This is a genomic window from Sphingobium sp. B2D3A (assembly GCF_025961795.1).
In the GTDB taxonomy this organism is placed as follows: domain Bacteria; phylum Pseudomonadota; class Alphaproteobacteria; order Sphingomonadales; family Sphingomonadaceae; genus Sphingobium.
This window is the reverse complement of the sequence record NZ_JAOQOI010000001.1, coordinates 1,102,568-1,121,569: the sequence shown is the minus strand read 5'-3', so window position 1 is coordinate 1,121,569 and position 19,002 is coordinate 1,102,568. Positions and strand designations below refer to the sequence as shown.

Annotated in this window: 22 protein-coding genes and 2 tRNA genes; 11 read left to right on the top strand and 13 right to left on the bottom strand. The window is 65.0% G+C overall.

The genetic code is table 11. From position 1 onward, the window contains the following. Positions 1 to 78 precede the first annotated feature (78 nt). From M2337_RS05200 to M2337_RS05185, 4 genes are all read left to right on the top strand, one after another. Complete coding sequence (locus tag M2337_RS05200) at positions 79 to 1,683, top strand: ShlB/FhaC/HecB family hemolysin secretion/activation protein (protein WP_264571946.1); 1,605 nt, start codon at positions 79 to 81, stop codon at positions 1,681 to 1,683. 113 nt (positions 1,684 to 1,796) lie between these two features. Further along, a complete protein-coding gene (locus tag M2337_RS05195; RefSeq protein ID WP_264571945.1) occupies positions 1,797 to 2,267 on the top strand; it encodes a DUF3237 family protein in 471 nt (156 codons plus the stop codon). Between the two features lie 3 nt (positions 2,268 to 2,270). Next, on the top strand, positions 2,271 to 2,783 hold the full coding sequence (locus M2337_RS05190) for a nuclear transport factor 2 family protein (RefSeq protein ID WP_181558620.1): 513 nt from the start codon (positions 2,271 to 2,273) through the stop codon (positions 2,781 to 2,783). Between the two features lie 28 nt (positions 2,784 to 2,811). Next, positions 2,812 to 4,413, top strand: coding sequence for a GMC family oxidoreductase (locus tag M2337_RS05185; RefSeq protein ID WP_264571944.1), 1,602 nt, complete (start codon positions 2,812 to 2,814; stop codon positions 4,411 to 4,413). 26 nt (positions 4,414 to 4,439) lie between these two features. On the opposite strand, the gene M2337_RS05180 is transcribed toward M2337_RS05185, so the two are convergent. Further along, positions 4,440 to 6,005 (bottom strand): carbon-nitrogen hydrolase family protein, encoded by a 1,566-nt coding sequence (locus M2337_RS05180; RefSeq protein ID WP_181558618.1) that lies wholly within the window; start codon positions 6,003 to 6,005, stop codon positions 4,440 to 4,442. A gap of 213 nt (positions 6,006 to 6,218) precedes the next feature. Here M2337_RS05180 and M2337_RS05175 point away from each other — a divergent pair, with 213 nt between their 5' ends. Together M2337_RS05175 and M2337_RS05170 are read left to right on the top strand one after the other, a co-directional pair. Continuing rightward, entirely contained in the window at positions 6,219 to 7,973 is a 1,755-nt protein-coding gene (locus M2337_RS05175) for a PAS domain-containing protein (protein ID WP_264571943.1), read from the top strand. A 154-nt stretch (positions 7,974 to 8,127) separates the two neighbouring features. Beyond that, positions 8,128 to 8,214, top strand: a tRNA-Leu gene (locus tag M2337_RS05170). A gap of 256 nt (positions 8,215 to 8,470) precedes the next feature. On the opposite strand, the gene M2337_RS05165 is transcribed toward M2337_RS05170, so the two are convergent. The 4 genes from M2337_RS05165 to M2337_RS05150 all read right to left on the bottom strand — a co-directional run bounded on the left by M2337_RS05165 (position 8,471) and on the right by M2337_RS05150 (position 10,152). Continuing rightward, positions 8,471 to 8,632: a hypothetical protein gene (locus M2337_RS05165; RefSeq protein ID WP_264571942.1), complete on the bottom strand. Its 162-nt coding sequence runs from the start codon at positions 8,630 to 8,632 to the stop codon at positions 8,471 to 8,473. A gap of 371 nt (positions 8,633 to 9,003) precedes the next feature. Further along, positions 9,004 to 9,423, bottom strand: a complete 420-nt coding sequence (locus tag M2337_RS05160) for a hypothetical protein (protein WP_264571941.1) — start codon at positions 9,421 to 9,423, stop codon at positions 9,004 to 9,006. Between the two features lie 125 nt (positions 9,424 to 9,548). Beyond that, positions 9,549 to 9,986, bottom strand: coding sequence for an Arm DNA-binding domain-containing protein (locus M2337_RS17295; protein ID WP_413716244.1), 438 nt, complete (start codon positions 9,984 to 9,986; stop codon positions 9,549 to 9,551). A gap of 75 nt (positions 9,987 to 10,061) precedes the next feature. Further along, a tRNA-Ser gene (locus M2337_RS05150) sits at positions 10,062 to 10,152 on the bottom strand. A gap of 225 nt (positions 10,153 to 10,377) precedes the next feature. Between M2337_RS05150 and M2337_RS05145 the strand changes: the two genes are divergently transcribed. Then, positions 10,378 to 10,563 carry a DUF1328 domain-containing protein gene (locus tag M2337_RS05145; RefSeq protein WP_264571939.1) on the top strand — a complete coding sequence of 62 codons (186 nt, stop codon included), beginning with the start codon at positions 10,378 to 10,380 and terminating at the stop codon, positions 10,561 to 10,563. A 9-nt stretch (positions 10,564 to 10,572) separates the two neighbouring features. Here M2337_RS05145 and rpoN read toward each other — a convergent pair whose 3' ends face one another. The 5 genes from rpoN to M2337_RS05120 form a co-directional block, all read right to left on the bottom strand. Then, entirely contained in the window at positions 10,573 to 12,072 is a 1,500-nt protein-coding gene (gene rpoN / locus M2337_RS05140) for an RNA polymerase factor sigma-54 (RefSeq protein ID WP_264571938.1), read from the bottom strand. A 41-nt stretch (positions 12,073 to 12,113) separates the two neighbouring features. Beyond that, positions 12,114 to 12,881, bottom strand: a complete 768-nt coding sequence (gene lptB, locus M2337_RS05135) for an LPS export ABC transporter ATP-binding protein (RefSeq protein WP_264572359.1) — start codon at positions 12,879 to 12,881, stop codon at positions 12,114 to 12,116. 173 nt (positions 12,882 to 13,054) lie between these two features. Continuing rightward, positions 13,055 to 13,597, bottom strand: a complete 543-nt coding sequence (locus M2337_RS05130; protein ID WP_264571937.1) for an LptA/OstA family protein — start codon at positions 13,595 to 13,597, stop codon at positions 13,055 to 13,057. Between the two features lie 11 nt (positions 13,598 to 13,608). Beyond that, positions 13,609 to 14,298, bottom strand: coding sequence for an LPS export ABC transporter periplasmic protein LptC (gene lptC / locus M2337_RS05125; protein WP_181558578.1), 690 nt, complete (start codon positions 14,296 to 14,298; stop codon positions 13,609 to 13,611). Beyond that, positions 14,291 to 14,908, bottom strand: coding sequence for a ribonuclease D (locus tag M2337_RS05120; protein WP_181558577.1), 618 nt, complete (start codon positions 14,906 to 14,908; stop codon positions 14,291 to 14,293). Before M2337_RS05120 ends, lptC begins: the two co-directional genes overlap by 8 nt. 268 nt (positions 14,909 to 15,176) lie before the next feature. Here M2337_RS05120 and M2337_RS17265 point away from each other — a divergent pair, with 268 nt between their 5' ends. Then, positions 15,177 to 15,977 carry a cold-shock protein gene (locus tag M2337_RS17265; RefSeq protein ID WP_319799458.1) on the top strand — a complete coding sequence of 267 codons (801 nt, stop codon included), beginning with the start codon at positions 15,177 to 15,179 and terminating at the stop codon, positions 15,975 to 15,977. Between the two features lie 104 nt (positions 15,978 to 16,081). Here M2337_RS17265 and M2337_RS05105 read toward each other — a convergent pair whose 3' ends face one another. Continuing rightward, positions 16,082 to 16,573: a Dps family protein gene (locus M2337_RS05105; protein ID WP_264571936.1), complete on the bottom strand. Its 492-nt coding sequence runs from the start codon at positions 16,571 to 16,573 to the stop codon at positions 16,082 to 16,084. A 162-nt stretch (positions 16,574 to 16,735) separates the two neighbouring features. Further along, positions 16,736 to 17,053: a hypothetical protein gene (locus tag M2337_RS05100; RefSeq protein WP_264571935.1), complete on the bottom strand. Its 318-nt coding sequence runs from the start codon at positions 17,051 to 17,053 to the stop codon at positions 16,736 to 16,738. Between the two features lie 278 nt (positions 17,054 to 17,331). Between M2337_RS05100 and rpmG the strand changes: the two genes are divergently transcribed. Then, positions 17,332 to 17,499 carry a 50S ribosomal protein L33 gene (rpmG, locus tag M2337_RS05095; protein WP_181558573.1) on the top strand — a complete coding sequence of 56 codons (168 nt, stop codon included), beginning with the start codon at positions 17,332 to 17,334 and terminating at the stop codon, positions 17,497 to 17,499. Between the two features lie 125 nt (positions 17,500 to 17,624). Here rpmG and M2337_RS05090 read toward each other — a convergent pair whose 3' ends face one another. After that, positions 17,625 to 18,008 (bottom strand): response regulator, encoded by a 384-nt coding sequence (locus M2337_RS05090; RefSeq protein WP_181558572.1) that lies wholly within the window; start codon positions 18,006 to 18,008, stop codon positions 17,625 to 17,627. Positions 18,009 to 18,091: 83 nt separating this feature from the next. Between M2337_RS05090 and M2337_RS05085 the strand changes: the two genes are divergently transcribed. Together M2337_RS05085 and M2337_RS05080 are read left to right on the top strand one after the other, a co-directional pair. Beyond that, positions 18,092 to 18,361 (top strand): DUF3572 domain-containing protein, encoded by a 270-nt coding sequence (locus M2337_RS05085; RefSeq protein WP_264571934.1) that lies wholly within the window; start codon positions 18,092 to 18,094, stop codon positions 18,359 to 18,361. Continuing rightward, positions 18,358 to 18,996: an HAD family hydrolase gene (locus M2337_RS05080; RefSeq protein ID WP_264571933.1), complete on the top strand. Its 639-nt coding sequence runs from the start codon at positions 18,358 to 18,360 to the stop codon at positions 18,994 to 18,996. The genes M2337_RS05085 and M2337_RS05080 overlap by 4 nt, the downstream gene beginning before the upstream one ends. The last annotated feature ends 6 nt before the right edge of the window (positions 18,997 to 19,002 follow it).

Here is a 19,002-nt window from a genome sequence, read left to right as displayed (position 1 = left end):
CGCAACCTTCCCTCCGGTGCGCGGCGGGCGGTCTCAAGACCCGCCGCGCACTCACCGCTCCAAGTCCGAAAGGTCCATATGGTCGCGCTCCTGCCTGCAGCCATTGCGCTGATCGCCATCGCCCAACCCACGGGCAGCGGCCTGACACCGCCCCTCATCGATCAAAGCCAGCCCGGACCCGCCCCGGTACTGCCCGCACAGGAGCGGCCGGCCGCAGATGATCCGACAGGCCAGGTCGCCGTTGAGGCGCAGGCCACCGCCACGCCGATCCGCAGCGTGACCTTTTCCGGCGTCGATGCCCCGGCGCCCGTTGCAGAGGCCGCCCGGGCCTTCATCGGCCAGCCGGCCACGCGCGAGACCCTGAGCGCCCTCGCCAAGAGGATTTCCGATGCCTATGCCAAGACCGGCATCGCGCTCTATACGGTCGCCATTCCGCAGCAGGATCTGGCCGAGGGCCATGTCCGCGTGCTGCTGGCCGAAGGGTTCATCGAGGATATCGCTTATCCCAAGGGCGCCTCACCCCTCATCCAGGCCTATGCAGCCCCGCTGGCGCGCGAGCACCCGCTCAGCCGCCGCACGCTGGAACGCAGCCTCTCGCTGATGCGCGACGTTCCCGGCGCGAAGATCGACGCCAATATGTTGCGCGGCGCGCAGGCCGGCGGCGTTCGCCTCGCGATTACGCCGGAGCGGGAGCATAGCGATTTCTCCTTCGGCTTCGATAACCGCACCCAGAGCGGGCTGGGCAGCGGCCAGTGGCGCGCATCGGCCAAATTCTACAGCCTGCTGCGCGATGGCGACCGCAGCGACCTGACCCTGCTCGGTGCCGCCGATCTCAAGCGCTATCGCTATGCCGGGTTCAGCCACCAGACGCCGCTCGGCACGGACGGCCTCACTCTCGGCCTCTCGGCCTCCTGGCTGGATACGCGACTGCAGGCGCCCGCGATCGTCGGCGAGGCGCAGACGCTTGGGCTGAGCCTCTCCTATCCGGTCATTCGCGGATATAAACGCAACCTCACCGTCAGCGCCGGCATTGACGGGCTGAACAGCGATGCGGCCTATCTCGGATCGGTGATTTCCTCCGACCGCATCCGGGCCGTGCGCGCGGCCGCCGGCTACTCGATCGTGGCGGACAAGAGCGCCTTGAGCCTTGCCCTCACCGGCAGCCGAGGCTTCGATATGCTCGGCGCGCGCGGGGTGCCGGGCTTTACCGATATCGACTTCACCAAGATCGCGGGGCGCGCCAATTATGATCGGATGATCGGCAAGCGCCTTGTCGGACGGCTGCGGCTAAGCGGCCAGTATAGCGGCGACCGGCTGGGCGGCAACGAGCGCTTCTCGGTGGGCGGGCCGGAGATCGGCCGCGCGTTCGAGACGGCCCTTCTGAGCGGCGACAAGGGCATGGCCGGCCTGTTCGAACTGGCCCTGCGTCCCAAACTGCCCACGCGCCTGCAGGGGTCGGAAGTCTACGGCTTTGTCGATGGTGCCCGCGTGCGTCTCAACGCCCGCACCGGCCTGCCGGCGGCCAGCTATTCCATGGCCTCGGCCGGCGGTGGGCTGCGCCTCAACTATACCACCCGCGCCTCGCTCTCGCTGGAAGCCGCGCGCGTCATCGAGGCGCCCTTTCCCAACGCCGGGGACGGCTGGCGCTTCAACATCGGCTGGTTCCTGAAACTGCGGCGATAACCGAACGCGCGGCTCCCGCTTTTTTGCCTTGGCATTCGCAGGCGGGTTCCGGCACAAGCGTGCAGACAAAATCAATCTGACGAGCGGCACGAACGCTCGCGGGGGAGGATGATGTGCACGTTCCGGCGCTCGACCTGGCTTTCCATGTTCGTCTCGATTTTGGCGAAGGGCCGCGCACGCGGTTCCAGCCGGCCCTGCAAAGCTTCACGCGCGGCTTCGTCGCGCTCGCCGGCGGGGTGGTGAGCGGCCCGAGCCTTTCCGGCCATGTCGTGCCCTATTCGGGCGGGGACTGGCCCCGGCTCTGGTCCAGCGGCCTTGTCGAATTCGAGGCGCATTACATGCTGGAAGCCGATGATGGCGCCATGATCTACATCCACAATCGCGGCATCGCTTATGCCAATCCGGAGATGACGGCGCGCATCGAGGCGGGCGAGCAGGTCGATCCGCAGGACAATTATTGCCGCATCACGCCGCGCTTCGAGGCGCCGGAAGGGCGGCACGCCTGGCTCAACCGCACTGTCTTCGTCGGTATTGCCGAGCGGCGGGGCAATTCGACCTTCTTCGATTATTATGCGGTGACCTGAAGCATGACCACCCGCCTTTCCGCAGACGATCAGTTCGGCATCCGCGATGCCATCGCGCATTATGCCTGGGCGCTCGATACCGGCAATGTCGAGGCTTTCGTGGGCTGCTTCACCCGCGACGGGCTGCTGATCTGGGATGCGTTCGAGACGCCGCTACGCTGGCAAGGCGCGGACGCCATCCGCCATTTCGCGACCTTCATTCGCGATCAGCCCGCTTCGGCGGGGCGGCAGCATCATGTCACCAACATCATCGTCACGCCCTGCGAAGGCGGCGCGCGGGCGATCTCCTATGGCGCCGTGGCCCTGCGCCAGGGCGATGGCCCGCACGCCCTGCACGTGATGGGCTATTATGAGGACATCTTCCGGCAGGAGGATGGCGTGTGGCGCATGGCGCAGCGCACGATCCGCGACTGGTCAGGCCCGATCCTCGCGGGCTTTGCGGGGCAGACGGGTGCGCGGGAAGGTCGGCCGCTGCCACCCCCGCTCAAGGGCCTGCTGTACGACAGGCAGGATTGAAGCAATTCAGGCAGGCGGACCAAACGAGATGGATGAATTCGACTATATCGTGGTGGGCGCGGGATCGGCCGGGTGCGTGGTCGCATCGCGGCTGAGCGAAGACCCCGGCACGTCGGTTCTGCTGCTGGAGGCGGGCGGCAGCGACAAGCGGCTGGACATCGCCATGCCGCTCGCCTTCCTCAAGACCATCGCCGACCCCAAATTGAGCTGGGGCGACATGGGCGAGCCGGAGCCGCATCTCAATGGCCGGCGGATCTGGATTCCGCGCGGCAAGGTGCTCGGCGGCTCCTCCTCGATCAACGGCATGTTCTACATGCGCGGCCACCCCAATGATTTCGACACCTGGGCGCAAATGGGCGCGCGCGGCTGGAGCTATGACGATGTGCTGCCCTATTTCCGGCGCATGGAGGATAGCTGGCGGGGCGAAAGCGCCTATCATGGCGTGGGCGGCCCGCTGCACGTCGCGCCGATCCAGACCGGGCATCTGCTCCACGAGCCGCTGCGGCAGGCGACGCTGGCGGCCGGCTATCCGGCGACCGACGACATCAATGGCGCGGATGCGGAAGGCCCCGCACTGGGCGAGGTCACCATCGACAAGCGCGGGCGACGGGCCAGCGCTGCGGCAGCCTATATCCGCCCTGCCCTTGGCCGCCAGAACCTGGATGTGCGGCTGAAGGCGCTCGCCCACCGCATCCTGTTCGACGGCAATCGGGCGGTTGGCATCGAATATTCGGTGGACGGCCAGACCCGGCAGGTGCGCGCGCGCCGCGAGGTCATCCTGAGCGGCGGCGTCTATAACAGCCCGCAACTGCTCCTGCTCTCCGGCGTGGGGCCAGCGGCACAGCTTGCCGAGATGGGCATTGCGGTGAAGGCCGATGTGCCCGGCGTCGGCCGCAACATATCCGAGCATCCCTGCTGCATGATGGAGTTCGCGGCGACCAGGCCGGTCACCTTCGTCAAGGAACTGCGACTTGACCGGGCGGCGCGCCATTTTGTCCAGTGGCTGATGCTTGGCACCGGCAAGTTCGCGACCCAGCTCAATAGCTGCAATGTCATCCTGCGCACCGACCCCGCGCTCGCGCAGCCGGACATTCAGCTGATGTGCAATCCGGTGACCTTCGGCGCGCGGCTGTGGATGCCGCCCTTCCGTCCCGCGCCACCCCATAAGCTCGCCTGCGGCGTCGTCGTGCTCAACCAGCGCAGTCGGGGCTGGATGACGCTCCGCTCGACCGATCCCAACGACCGCCCCGCCATCACGCTTAACCTGATGGATGATTGCTGGGACATGCAGACCATGATCCGCGGCATCCGCGAGGCCCGGCGCATCTACCGCACCGCACCGCAGGCCGCGCTCACCGGCACCGAACTCATGCCGGGGGATCAGGTGCAGAGCGATGACGAGATGGAAGACTGGGTCCGCCAGGTAGTCGAGATCGGCCAGCACGCCGTCGGCTCCTGCACCATGGGCACCGGACCCGATGCCGTGGTCGACCCAGCGCTGCGCGTGAAGCGCGTCACCGGCTTGCGCGTCATCGATGCCTCGGTGATGCCGACCGTGCCCGGCGCCAACACCAATGCGACGGTGATCATGATCGGCGAGAAGGGCGCCGATCTGGTGAAGGCGGGCTAGGGCCTGGTCCCCGTCCCCGGCTTCCCTCAGCGCGCCCGTTTGGTGCGCGGCTCCTTCCACTGCACGCCATACAGGTCAAAGCGGCGGTCACGCAGGTTCTGCACCGCGCCGCTCTGCCGGCTGGTCAGCAGATCGTCGAGCGAGAGGTCGGCAATGGCGATCGTCTCGGTATTGGGCGCGGTGTCGGCGGCAACGCCATCACGCGCGAAGGGGAAGTCCGAAGGCGTCAGGATTGCGCTTTCAGCGTAATGAATGTCCATATTCTCGACATTGGGCAGATTGCCGACGACGCCAGACGTGATGACATAGCACTGATTTTCCACCGCCCGCGCCTGGCAGCAATAGCGCACGCGCAGATAGCCGCGCCGCTCATCGGTGCAGAAAGGCACGAACAGCAGCAGCGCGCCCTGATTGACGAGATGCCGCGCCAGCTCCGGGAATTCCGAATCATAGCAGATCATCACGCCGATCGGCCCGCAGTCGGTGGGAATGGCATCGGCGCCGAAGCCGCCCTTGATGTTCCACCAGCGCCGCTCGGATGGCGTGGGGTGCAGCTTCTCCTGCGTGTACATCGCCCCATCGCGCAGGAAGACATAGCTGATGTTGCGGATATCCCCATTCTCGACCCGCGTGGGGTGGGAGCCGCCGATGATGTTGATATTGTAGCTGACCGCCAGCTTCTCCATGAACGCGCAATAGCGCTCGGTATATTCCGCGATCTTGCCGATGGCCTCGCTGGGTGCGAGCTTCGCGCGGGAGATGGAGAGCAGTTCCAGCGTGTAGAGCTCGGGAAACACCACGAAGTCGGCGCGGTAATCCGCCGCGACGTCGACGAAATACTCCACCTGCTCCTCGAACTGCTCGATCCGTGTAATGCCGCGCATCTGGAACTGCACCGTGGCAACCCGCACCGATGACGGCAGCTTGAGGGTGCCATGGTGGGCGCGCCCTGTCCCCTCCTCGGGCGCCAGCGGGTTGGGCCAAAACATCAGCACAGCATTGCCGGCGCTGTCCCGGTCGCCCGGCAGATAGTCCGGCAGGATGCCCTTGGCCTGGAAGCCCTGCCCCAGCTGGAAGTTGATCACCGGATCGCGCAGCTTGCGCTCGATCGCGGCATCGAGATAGGCCTGCGGATCGGGATAATCCCGCCGGCGGCGCGCATAGCCCGGCAGGCGACCGCCAAAGGCGATGCCCTTCAGCTCGAAATATTGGCACAGTTCCTGCCGCTTGCGATAGAAGCGCTGGCCGATGCGCAGACGCCGGAAATCGGGATCGACGCAGACTTCCATGCCGTACAAAACGTCCCCTTCCGGGTCATGGCGCGTGCCGAAGCCATCGCCGGTGATTTCGCCCCAGCTGTGCGGCGCGAAGGCAATCTCCTGCGAAACGATGAGCGTGGCGCAGTGGCCGACGATCGTGCCCTCATAATCGGCGACGAATTGCCCTTCGGGGAAGTTATTGATCTGGCCGCGAATTTGCGCAGCGGTCATGGCCTCGGCCTTGCCATAGACCTTGGAGGAGAGCCGGGCGATCGCGCGCGCATCCTTGGCGAGCGCGGGACGGACGATGAGCTTTGCCTGTGTATGAGCCATGCAGGCGATATAGCGCGATCGCGCCCAGCGTCCATGTTCGTGCAGTCCGGCTGTCCCCACATTGTCTTGCACCCCGGCAATCGGACGACTAGCCACCCCCTGTTCGCAAGGGCAGTCTGGGCGGTTTTCGGGAACCACTCGGTCCTGAAGCGTTTGTTATGCTGGCTTCAAAGTCGCGGACGGCTGGAGCGGGCAACCACAGGGAATGCGACCTTGGCGATAGAATCGGGCGATCACAAAGACTTCGCGGCTGAAAACGGGGATACCGCCGCTTCGGACGACAATCAGGGCACTGACGCAGCCGAAGGCCGGGTGACCGTGCGCGGCAAGGATCACTGGCGTGAGCGCACCATCACCGCGCCGGGCCTGAGCGAACGGGGCAACGTATTTTTCGCCGCGATCGAAATGACGCGGATGCCGATGATCCTCACCGATCCCAATCTGCCGGACAATCCCATCGTCTTTGCCAACAAGGCGTTTTTGGACCTGACGCTTTACGAAGAGAGTGAAATCATCGGGCGCAACTGCCGGTTCCTGCAAGGCGCCGAGACGGACCGCGAGCGGATCGCCGAACTGCGCGATGCCGTGGCGCGGCATGAGTCCATCGCGCTCGAAATCCTCAACTACCGGCGCGATGGCACGCCGTTCTGGAACGCGGTGTTCATCGGCCCGGTCTATGACGTCTCCGGCAAGCTGCTCTACTTTTTCGCCAGCCAGCTGGACGTGACCAAGCGGCGCGAAACCGAGCAGGTGCTGCGCCAGGCGCAGAAGATGGAAGCGATCGGGCAGCTGACCGCTGGCCTTGCCCATGACTTCAACAATCTGCTGCAAGTGATCGGCGGCAGCCTGGAGCTGGCCTCGAACCGCATCGAGGATGAGCGGGCCGGGCGGCATATCGAGAATGCGCAGCACGCTGCCGCGCGCGGGGCAAAGCTGACCGGCCAGTTGCTCGCTTTCGCCCGCAAGACGCGGCTCACGCCCCGATCAGTGGACGTGAGCGATTGCGTGCAGAGCTTCGTGCATGTGCTGGAGAGCGCGCTCGGCAGCGATATCGAGTTGCACCTCAGCCTGCGGCGGGGCCTGCCGCGCATCCATGTCGATCCCGACCAGTTCGAGATGGCGGTGCTCAACATCGTGATGAATGCCAAGGACGCGATGCGCGGCGCCGGTGGGCTGGTGACCATCACGACCGGCAAGCTGCATCTCAACGGCGATGCTGCCGCCCGCCAGCTTCCGCCCGGCGACTATATCAGCCTTGAGGTGACGGATGAGGGGGAAGGCATGCCCGCCCATGTCGCCCAGCGCGCGACGGAACCCTTCTTCACCACCAAACCCACCGGCCAGGGCACGGGCCTCGGCCTCGCCATGGCCAGCGGCTTCCTGCAGCAATCGCGGGGCCGGCTGGAGATTGAGAGCGAACAGGGCGTCGGCAGTACGATTCGCCTGCTCTTCCCGGTCTCCGTGCAGAATGACGAGGATGACCGCGCCGGCAACCCCGCGCCCATCACGGCGGCCGCGCCCGCGGATGGTCCCTCCGGCAAGGCCCATATTCTGGTGGTGGAAGACAGCCCTGAAGTGATGGCCCTGTCCCGCGAGATCCTCGAAAGCGCGGGCTACCGCGTCTCGACCGCCATCTCGGGCGATGAGGGTCTCAAGGCGCTGAAGACCCTGATGGAGGCCGACCCCGTCGATCTTCTCTTCACCGATCTCGTCATGCCCGGCAGCCTGAATGGCATTTTGCTGGCGGAAGAAGCCGTGAAGCTGGCGCCCGGCATCGCGATCCTCATGACCACCGGCTATAATGAGCAACTCGTCTCCGATGGCCCGCAGACCATCTCGCAAGATGTGATCGGCAAGCCCTATCGCCCGGCCGAACTGCTCAACAGGGTCGAGCAGGCGCTCAAGAACCGCGCCACCGCCGGCGATGCCCGCCGGCACCGCTCCGATTACGGCCACGCCGAAGCCTGATCGCGCAGGCCGGCTGACGAGGGCACGGGCGTAAGACGATCTATTCTCACGCGCGGTACATGAACACCACCGAGCATCTGGCGTTTCCTAAAAAGGTGAGATATAGGCGCGCCAGCCATCCCCGCAGCACGCTGCATCAAGGGGTTCGCGCCGTGCGGGCGTGGTGGAATTGGTAGACGCAGCGGACTCAAAATCCGCCATCCGCAAGGATTTGTCGGTTCGAGTCCGACCGCCCGCACCAGACAGTCCGTAATTCTCCGAGATTTGTTAGCCTTGCTACGACCATGGCAAAAATGGCGCAGAACTGCGCCGTTTTGGCGCCGTCATTTCGCCAGTTGAGGTCTGCAGACCAAGCGCGCCGGCACCGTCTGCCATTTTTGCGCTGTTATCTCAGTGGTCATTTTCCAGACGTCATGACCGGTCGCGCTGCGCGGCCTCGAACAGAAACGGCCGGAAGGACATCCGGCCGACGCTTTCCTCAGATTGAGTGACGGAAGTCAGCTGCAGCCGAGCAAAGCCCGCTGCTCACTCCAGCTGATCGGCAGATCAATGCTGAGCAGTCCCTTGGTCGTGAGCGAGACCGGCTGGATGCCCTCGATGCATTGCGCCACAATGTCAGGCGCAAGCATCGCGATGCGCAGCAGCTGCGCGGACGCCATGTCGCTCGGCAAGCTGGCGATAGCTCAGCTCCTCGACCCGGTGGCCAAGAAAAAGACGCGATCCTGCTCGTCGATCCGATCGACCGGGCGCTCATATTGGCGGAGCAAGTGGCGCTTCGCGCGCGTGTAGCGGCCCATCGCTTCCTCCCGTCGCAATAGTTCGCCCAATCCTCCATCATCAGGCGCCGCTTTTCGAGCAGGTTGCCACGCCGATATGCAGCCTCGACCTTGTTGGCGACCGTATGGGCGAGGGCGGCTTCGGCGACGTCGCTCGGCTGGTTCGTTTCCTCGCTCACCCAATCGCGGAACGATGAGCGGAACCCATGCGCCGTGTAGGGCCCGCCCATTTCCTCGAGCAGCTTGGTCAGCGTCTAATCCGACAGCGGGCGATTGCGCCGCATTCCGGGAAAGACAAGGTCGCAACCCTTGATCCGCAACCGCGCGCACCGCTTGACGATGCGCTGCGGGCGGCGGGTGAGGGGAACCACATGCTCGCGATAGGCCTTCATGCGGTCCTTGGAGAGCTTCCACAGTCCTTTTTCCAGATCGAGCTCGCCCCCATGTGGCCCCGCGTACTTCGCCCGACCGTGCCGCCGTGAAAATTGCAGTTCGAGGGCTAACCGGCTGAACGATTCCCGCTCACGCAGTCGCTGCACGAGGGCAGGCACGTCCTCATAGGGCATCGCCGCGAAATGATTGTCGCGGCGAGGCTGGCGGGAAAGGCCCTTTGTGATCGCCCACATCGGCGCGTCGGTTTCGCGATAGCCCGACGCATAGGCCCAATCGAGCACGGCGCCCACGTGCTGCCGGACGCGACGGGCCGTTCGGGCTTGGCGAGCCAAATTTCCGCAAGCAGGTCGCGGATCATCGGGCCGTTGATCTAGTCGACCTTGAATTTTGCGATATGCGGAAAGGCCTAGAGTTCGAGCGTCCGCGTCCACTGCGCGTGATGCTTGCCGTTGCGCCATGTATTCGAATGGATTTCGTAGGTCTTGGCGGCGGCCTCGATGAAGGTCGGCACGGTCTGACGCTTGCGCCGCTCGAAATGCGGGTCGATGCCGATCTCGACCTGTTCGCGGATTTCCTGAGCCAGCTCGCGGACCTGCGCCAGACTGACTTTCTGGCAACTACCTCGGCTGAAGTCCCGGCGTACACCGTCCTTCTGGACCCGGCACACCCAGCTCCTTGTGCCTCCCCGCCGATCGAGCCGGACGAGTACGTCGCCAAGGCTGACGCGGCGCTGTTTGCCCTTGGGCTTCGCGAGCCCGTTCGAAGTGCTTTTTTCATCCCTTGAATCATGAGATTTAGTCCCACATTGGCAAAAATGTCGGACTGGACGATGTGGGACGCACAGGGATACGAAGCGCCCTTCAAACCCGCAGTTAGCTGGGGTCTTGGGGACGGCTCGGGAGAGAGTGGGATTAGAACTTGGCGGAGCGGGAGGGATTCGAACCCTCGATACGCTTTTGACGTATACTCACTTTCCAGGCGAGCGCCTTCGACCACTCGGCCACCGCTCCGCATGCACTGGAGCCGTGCGCCCTAGCGGGGTCGCACGGGTTTCGCAAGGTGCCTTCGCGCATCAACAGTGATGAAGCAATGCCGCCCGCCGATGGGCACCCCGGCTGGCCGGGTTTGGCAGATTTGCGTAGGGAGAGCCGCGCGCGTCTCGTCCTCCCGCGCCCAGCCGGGAACCGCCGCCGGGCGCGAGACGTTAAAACCCCTGTCAGCAACAGGAGCCCGTCATGATCCGTCTTGCCATCCTCAGCCTGCTCATCGCCGGTGCGGCCGCCCTGATGGGCTTTGGCGGCGTCGCGGGAGCGTTCGTCGGGATTGCGAAGGTGCTGTTCTTCATTGCCCTTGCGCTGTTCGGGATCTTCCTGGTGCTCGGCATCCTTGCTGGCCGCCGTATGTCCCGCGTGCTCGACTAAGCGGCGCGGTTATCGCCCGCCCAGGGCTTTCTGCCGGCGGCGCTGGACGGACGACCCCAGCCCGATGGCCTCACGATATTTGGCCACCGTGCGCCGCGCGATGTCGAAGCCGCGCTCACGTAGCAGATCGACCAGGGAGTCGTCAGAGAGGATCGCATTTGGCGGCTCATCCGCGATCAACTGTTTGATGTGGCTCTTCACAGCCTCGGCAGAGGCTGCCTCGCCGCCATCGGCCGCGGCGATTGCGCTGGTGAAGAAGAATTTGAGTTCATAGGTCCCGCGCGGGCAAGACAGATATTTGTTGCTCGTCACCCGGCTGATCGTGGACTCGTGCAGCCCCACCGCCTCGGCCACCACGCGCAGCGTAAGCGGTCGCAGATGGGCCACGCCATGGCGGAAGAAGCCCTCCTGCCGCCGCAGGATTTCCTCGGTCACCCGTAGGATAGTGCGCTGGCGCTGATCGAGCGCCTTGATGAGCCAGTTGGCACTGGCAAGGCAATCCGACACCCAGGCCTTGGACGTCTTGTCCCGCGCGCCGCTCGCCAATTGGTGATGATAGCGGCGATTGACGAGGATGCGCGGCAGCGTCGCACCGTTGATCTCCACGGACCAGCCATTACCCGCAGGCGCGATGAGCACATCCGGCACCACGGCGGCAGGCCGATCATTGGCATAGCGCAGGCCGGGTTTGGGATCATAGCCGCGCAGCTCGCGGATCATGTCCGCCATATCCTCCTCGTCCACCCCGCAAATCCGGCGCAGATGCGCGATCTGGCCCTTGGCGAGAATGTCGAGATTGGCGATCAGCGTCGCCATGGCCGGGTCGTAGCGATCCGCCTCCTTGGCTTGCAGCGCGATGCATTCGCTGAGGCTGCGCGCCGCGATGCCGGCGGGATCGAACCCCTGGATGACGGCCAGCACCGCCTCCACCTCCGCCAGCGGCACGCCCAGCCGGTAGGCGGTCTCCAGCAGATCGGCTTCCAGATAGCCGGCATCGTCGATCTGGCCGATCAGCTGCTCGGCGATCATCAGTGCCCGGCCGGAGAGCGCAGCACCGGCCTGGTGCATCAGATGCTCGTAAAGCCCTTGCTCGGGCGCGGCGAAACTGTCGAAATCCGGTCCGTCCGCACCGAAGTCAGCGGAGGACCGGCCAGGGTCCGCCCCGCCCGCCAGCGCACGGTCGCCGGGGCCGTCATCGATGAAGGTCTCGGCGCCGTGATCGACATCCAGCGGCCCGTCCGCCTCGCCGCTGCCCTTGCCGATCAGCACGTCGGCCGGAGCGTCGGGGCCCGATCGCGGCTCGACGCCGTCCGGCAGCTCAGCCTGCTCGCGCGCGGGCAGCGCGATGTCCGTGCCGGCTTCCAGCAGCGGATTGCGCTCCAGCTCGCCGCCGATGAATGCCTCAAGCTCCAGATTGGACAGCGCCAGCAGCTTGATCGCCTGCTGGAGCTGCGGCGTCATCATCAGCGACTGGCTTTGCCGAAGATCGAGGCGAGGCGCCATCGCCATGGGTGGTGCTGCCCCTCAGCCTGTCCGCGACCGGCCCGCCATCACAGCGAGAAACTCTCGCCCAGATAGAGGCGGCGGACATCGGCATTGGCGACCAGTTCGGCGGGGCTACCGGCAAACAGCACCTTGCCATCGTAGATGATGCAGGCGCGATCGACGATCTCCAGCGTCTCGCGGACATTGTGATCGGTGATGAGCACGCCGATGCCGCGCGTCTTGAGATCCTTCACCAGATCGCGAATGTCCGCGATGGAGAGCGGGTCGATGCCGGCGAAGGGTTCATCGAGCAGCACGATGGACGGATTGGCCGCCAGCGCCCGCGCGATTTCGCAGCGCCGCCGCTCACCGCCGGAAAGCGCCATCGCCGAACTCGCGCGCAGGCGGGCGAGACCGAATTCCTCCAGCAGCGTCTCCAGCTTCTGTGCCCGCGCCGCCTTGTCCGGCTCGGCCAGTTCCAGCACCGAGAGAATGTTCTGCTCCACGGTCATGCCGCGAAAGATAGAGGTTTCCTGCGGGAGGTAGCCCAGACCCAGGATCGCGCGGCGATACATGGGCAGGCCGGTGATATCGGTGCCTTCCAGCAGGATGCGGCCCGAATCGGGCTTCACCAGCCCCATGATGGAATAGAAGCAGGTCGTCTTGCCCGCGCCGTTCGGCCCGAGCAGCCCGACGACTTCGCCATGGCCGACTTCCAGGCTGACGTCGGCGAGGACGGTGCGCTTGTCGTAGCTCTTGGCGATGGAAATGACCTGCAGGCGATGATCCTCCGCCGCGCCGGCGGTGTCGTCCGCGACTGCGGGATCGCGCATCGTGTCTGCCTCACTCATCGCCTTGTCCTCATTTCCAGATCATCCTGATCGCCGGCCCTGTCGAACCGACGTTCCTCCGCAGCTTCCACGATCTGGCAGGAAAATTGCATGGAGACCGAATCGTTCAAGGCAGCGAAAAAGGCAAGCTTTTTGGCGCCGCTTCCGGCCTTTTCCTACTGATCGCCGCTCTGGCGAACCTGGAACGTGCCGGAGACGCGACCACCCGACTGGGTGGTGCCCGGCGCGCCGCCAGCGGCAGAGCCATCCACCGTCGAGCGGCCACTGGCCAGATCGATGACGAGCCGCGAGCCGGTGAGGCGGTTGCCGCCCTGATTGAGCTGCACATTGCCGATCATGGTGATCAGCCGGCGATTGAGATCGTAAATGGCGACCGAGCCGCTGGCCCGCTCATTGCCGCGCGTCACCACGACACCGCCCGATGCGTCGAGTCGATCGATCTCGATGCCGCCGGTGTTGTGATAGGCCACGGTGAGGCGCTGCGCCGTCATGGTCATGCCGGCCTGCGTCACCTGCACATTGCCGGAGACGACGACGCGGTCGGCGCGATCCTGCACCTCGATGCGGTCCGCCGAGAAATCGACCGGCGCGCGCGTATTATGCCCCCGCAGAACCTGCGCATCGGCAACGCCGGCAATCGCGACCAGAGTGGACCCGGCCAGGGCGCCGGCAGCGACAAGAAAGAAGGGTCTGCGCATCGACATTGCCCTTAGCGCCCGACCTGCTCCATGCGCAAGCGGGCGTTGCCCTCCAGCGTGACGGTGCGCCCCTCCAGATCGGCCTTGAGATGATCCGCGCGGAACGTGCCGGTCGGCATCCGCCCCTCGACATCGCCCCGGCTGCGCAAATCCCGCTCCTGCAGGCGAATGTCCACATCGCGCGTGGTCAGCCGATAGCCATTGGCGCTCTGGAACTGGATCGGCCCGTTGACCGCGACCGTCTCGTTCTCGATGTTGTAATTGCCTTGCCGCGCGGTGACCACGGCGCCGCCGCCTTCCATCTGCAGGCGTGCCTCCAGCTCGTTGAGTTGCACGATCGGATCGCGCGAGGTCTTTTGCAGCGCAGAGCCGGCACGCAGCGAGAAGGGCCGGCCCTCGCCATCTTCGCCGCGATACAGCGCCTCGGTCACCTTCAACCGCTCGCTCGCGACGTCCACCTTGTTCTTGTCGAGCACGAAGCTGACCTCGGTCTGGTGGGTGAACGGCGCCGCCAGCAGGAAGGCGCCCAGCACACCGGCAGAGATCGGCAATACCCGCTTGAGCAGGGTCACCAGCCGGTCATGGCTGCCGCCGGGCGCGGCCCAGCGCTGCAGCCGGCTGTGCTCGGCCCGTGCCAGCGCCGACGGCGCCAGCTCGTCCTCGGACCCGGACGTCCCGCGCAGGGCACGCCCTTTACGCATGGGCGAAAATATCTGTCTCCGGCCAGCCGGCGAGATCCAGCAGCGCCCGGTGCGGCAGGAAGTCGAAACAGGCCTGGGCGAGCGCAGTGCGCCCTTCCCGCTCCAGCCTTATATCCAGCTCCGCCTTCAACTGGTGGAGAAAGCGCACGTCGGACGCAGCATAATCGCGCTGCGCCTCGCTCAGCACCGGGCCGCCCCAGTCAGAACTCTGCTGCTGCTTGCTGATGTCCATGCCCAGAAGCTCGCGGACCAGCTCCTTGAGGCCGTGGCGATCGGTATAGGTACGCACCATGCGTGAGGCGATCTTGGTGCAGTAGACCGGCGCTGCCAGCACGCCGAGATAATGCTGAAGCGCCGCGATGTCGAAGCGGCCGAAGTGGAAGAGCTTGAGTCGCGTGGGATCGGCGATCACCGCCCGCAGATTCGGCGCGGCATAGCTGCTCCCCGGCGAGAAGCGGACGAGGTGCTCATCGCCCTGCCCATCGCTGATCTGCACGACGCACAGGCGGTCGCGCGGGGTGATCAGGCCCATCGTCTCGGTATCGATGGCAACGGCGCCCGGCGCGAGCACATCGGCAGGCAGGTCTTCTTCATGAAAATAAACGGTCATGCCGCTCCTCTTAGCTGCATGACCGGGCCAGGGAAACCTCCGAAAAAGGCAAGACGGCAGAGCGCCTCCCCAGAGCTGCGGATCGGGCCGATGTCGCCCGCGAGCGGGATCGACGTTCAGCGCGGCAATTGCGCCAAAATCATTCGCGCTTTGCGAAAAAGGCCGCTATAGCGATGCTTGGCCGAGTGTGGCCTTGGTCGAGTCCCTGTGCATGTCGTCCGGCATGGGTGCGGATCGAGAGTGGACGAGCGAAAGTGATTAACAGGGCATGAGTTTTGATAGAGGGCGCCGCGGTCGCGGCAGGGACAAGCGGGACAGCTTCGGAGAACCCCAGTTCGACGCCTTTCCGGAATATGGTGGCAGCAGTTACGGTGGACCTCGCGGCGGCGGTGATCGCGGCGGCTTCGGCGGCGGCGGCGGCTTCGGCGGCGGCGGCGGTGGCGGCGGTTTCGGTGACCGCGGCGGTGGCGGCGGCGGTTTCCGCAGCGGCGGCGGCGGTGGCGGCGGCTTCCGTGGCGGTGGTGGCGGCGGCGGCGGTCGTGGCGGCATGCCCGCGCAGGTCGTTGGCGAAGGCTCCGGCACGGTCAAGTTCTTCAATGCCCAGAAGGGCTTCGGCTTCATCGTCCGTGACGATGGCGCGGAAGACGTGTTCGTGCACATCAGCGCTGTCGAGCAGGCTGGCCTGACCGGCCTCGCCGAAGGGCAGCAGCTCAAGTTCACGCTGGTGGACCGTGGCGGCAAGATTTCCGCAACCGATCTGGTGATCGACGGCGAGCCGCTCCCGGTTCCCGAGCGCGCTGCAGACCGCGCGCCGGCCGAGCAGCGTGGCGGACCGTCGCGTCAGCTCACCGGTGAGCGGGCCAGCGGCACGGTGAAGTTCTTCAACGCCATGAAGGGCTTCGGCTTCATACAGCGCGATGACGGCCAGCCCGATGCGTTCGTGCACATCAGTGCTGTCGAGCGTGCCGGCATGGTTTCGCTGCAGGAAGGCGACCGTCTGGACTTCGAACTGGAAGTCGACCGTCGTGGCAAATATGCCGCCGTGAATCTCGAGCCCAAGTCCGAGTAACAGGCGACTCACTTCGCAAGAAAAAGGGCCGGGATGAAAATCCCGGCCCTTTTTGTGTGTCAATCGCCACAACTGCAGCGCGGCGATGGCTCAGTCCAAATGGATCAGCCGTTGCGGCTCGTTTCGAACATGAACCACGCCCGCTGCTCGGCCTGATCGGTCCAGTCGTCGATCAGCCCGTCGGTTGCATTGTCGCCGGCGGCCTCGGCCAGTTCCTTGGCGGCACGCAGCGATTCCACCAGCGCCATATTGTCGGCCCGCAGCTCCGCCAGCATGTCCGCAGCGGAGACGAAGTCGTCATTGTTATCCTGAATGCTCTGCTTGCGGGCGATGTCGCCAATGGAGCGCAGCGCAGTGTTGCCGGTTTTGCGAATCCGCTCGGCGATCAGATCCGTCGTCGCGAGAATCTCGGCCGCCTGTTCATCGAACATCAGGTGATAGTCGCGGAAATGCGGGCCGGAGACATGCCAGTGGAAATTCTTGGTCTTGAGGTAAAGCGCATAGCTATCGGCCAGCAGGCCGTTCAGCGCGTCAGCGACGGCCTTGATGGCATTTCCCTTCAGGTCCGTGGGCGTCTTGAGCGCTTTGTCTGTCATGAAAGGCCTCCAATGGTTGATGTGTCTGACGTAAATTCCGGAACGTCGAACGTTCCCCACGCCCCGCTTATGCCAGATGGAACTCGGAATGACGAACAGATAGGCCCGCACAGATTGATCGACGAAATCAATCAATGGTGATGCGCTGCCGCAATGAAGCGATCAGCGACACCCCCGCAGGGCGGCCGCGGCAAGGTAGACGCGCGCGGCCTGCGGCGCAGCCGAATCGCCTTGGGCAGCGTCCCGCATGAGCGTGAGATAGGTCTGCGCGACCTGACGGTGGCCGTTATAGGCCACGACCGACTCCAGCAGGCTGGCCAGCCCTTCCACCGCGGCAAAGTCATGCCGGCGCGCGAACAGCCGCAAATCTTCCAGCCGCTCGCACAGGGAGAAGAGGGACAGGCCCGTGCAAGCCCCCTCCAGTGCCTCAATGCGGCCAAGCATCTGATCGCGAACCAGACGGTCCGAGCCTTGATACATCCCGATTCTCCCATCCCGCCTTGTCCATCGCGAATCGGTTCTTGCCAGCCTCGCGAGTCAGGCTTGTGACAACGGCACCATAAGCGCCCATCGTTAAGCTTCGGTTTTGCAGCGAAGAGCGGCGACTGCGGCGACTCCTTCCCTTGACAAGGGCCGGCTTTTCCCGCATTGGCCGCCGCCGAACGGGTCTCGCCAGAGGCGGAGCCCGTCTTTTGCATGTATGTCAGCGCACCGCACCTGCCTGCAGGGAGGTCGCTCAATTATTTGAGGAATTGGCCATGGCGAAGCCCGCCACAGTGAAGATCAAGCTGGTCAGCACCGCTGACACGGGCTTCTTCTACGTGACCAAGAAGAACCCCCGCACGCAGACCGAGAAGTTCACCTTCCGCAAATATGATCCCGTCGTGCGCAAGCACGTCGAGTTCAAGGAAGCCAAGATTAAGTAAGTGCCGCGGCGGGCCTGTCGGTCCGCTCGCTTGTGCATGACGCTTCAGGCTCGGATCGCGCGATCCGGGCCTTTTTGCGTGCGGCAGCGTGACGATGAAGTGGGGCGATGGCGGGCCGGGTAGGCTCAGCTCGCCAGCGCAGTCGGCGCGATGAGTCCGTTGACGACATTCATGAACATGAGCACCGAAATCGGCTTGGAGACATAGGCATTCGCCCCTGCCTCCCGAATCCGCGCTTCATCGCCCGGGGCGGCATAGGCCGTCACAGCCATGATCGGCGTCTCTGCCAGAGCCGCGTCCGCGCGGAAGGAGGCGATGAGGTCCAGACCGTTCACATGCGGCAGCTGGATGTCCGTGATGATGAGATCGGGCTGGAAGGCGGATGCGCGGGCGAAGGCCTCCCGCCCGTCTCGCACCGGCTCTGTCTCATGCCCATGCGCGCGGAGCAGGTCGCAAAAGAGCTTCATGTTGAGCTCATTGTCCTCGACAACCAATATGCGTTTTGACACGAACAGTCCTTATGCCGATGGACGAAGCCATTTTTGCAGCCGCGCAGGGGAGAACCTCCCGCTGCCCGGCATACAGGTGAACAATGCGGACCTATCCGATCCCTCAAGATGATGAAACCATGGCGCTGCGCCTCGTGGGATGGATTGTGGCCGATTCGGTCCGTGCCGAACGGATGCTCAGTCTCACCGGGCTGGAGCCGGATGTGCTGCGGCAAGCCCTTACCGATTCCGCCACGCTGGGTGCGCTGATGGATTTCGTCATCAATCACGAGCCGGACCTCTTGGCCTGCGCGGAGGCACTGGCGGTCGCGCCGGCCGATCTCGTCGCCGCACGCGAGCGGCTCGGCCGATGAGCCGTCCGCTCATCATCAGCGATTGCGACGAAGTGCTGATGCACATGGTCGTCCCCTTCCGGTCTTGGCTGGAAGAGCAGCACGGCATCGACTTCAGCTTCTCCGGCGGTTTCGAGCGTGCACTGCGCCACAAGACCAGCGGCGACCTGATCGAGCGCGAACTGGTCTGGACGTTGCTGGGCGCCTTCTTCGAGACGGAGATGCATCGCCAGACGCCAATTCGCGGCGCGGTGGAATCGATGGCGCGAATCGCACAGCGGGCAGACATCGTGATCGTCACCAATATCGGCGAGGAACGCGCGCAGGCCCGCGCCGACCAGATCCATGCGCACGGCCTCCCCTATCCGGTGATCGGCAATCGCGGCGGCAAGGGGCCGGCGGTGCGCAAGCTGCTGGACGAGCGCAAGCCGGGCCTGAGCATCTTCATCGACGATCTGGGTGCCAATCATGTTTCTGTTGCGCAGGACGTGCCGGAATGCTGGCGGCTGCACATGGTCGGCGAGCCCGAGTTCGCCCCCCATGTCGAGCCGGTGCGCGAGGCGCATGAGCGGATCGACGACTGGGACCGTGCCGAGGCATGGATCATGGCCCGCATCGACGAGTATGACGCGATTGCCACCGGGGCGTTGTCCTAGCCGGTC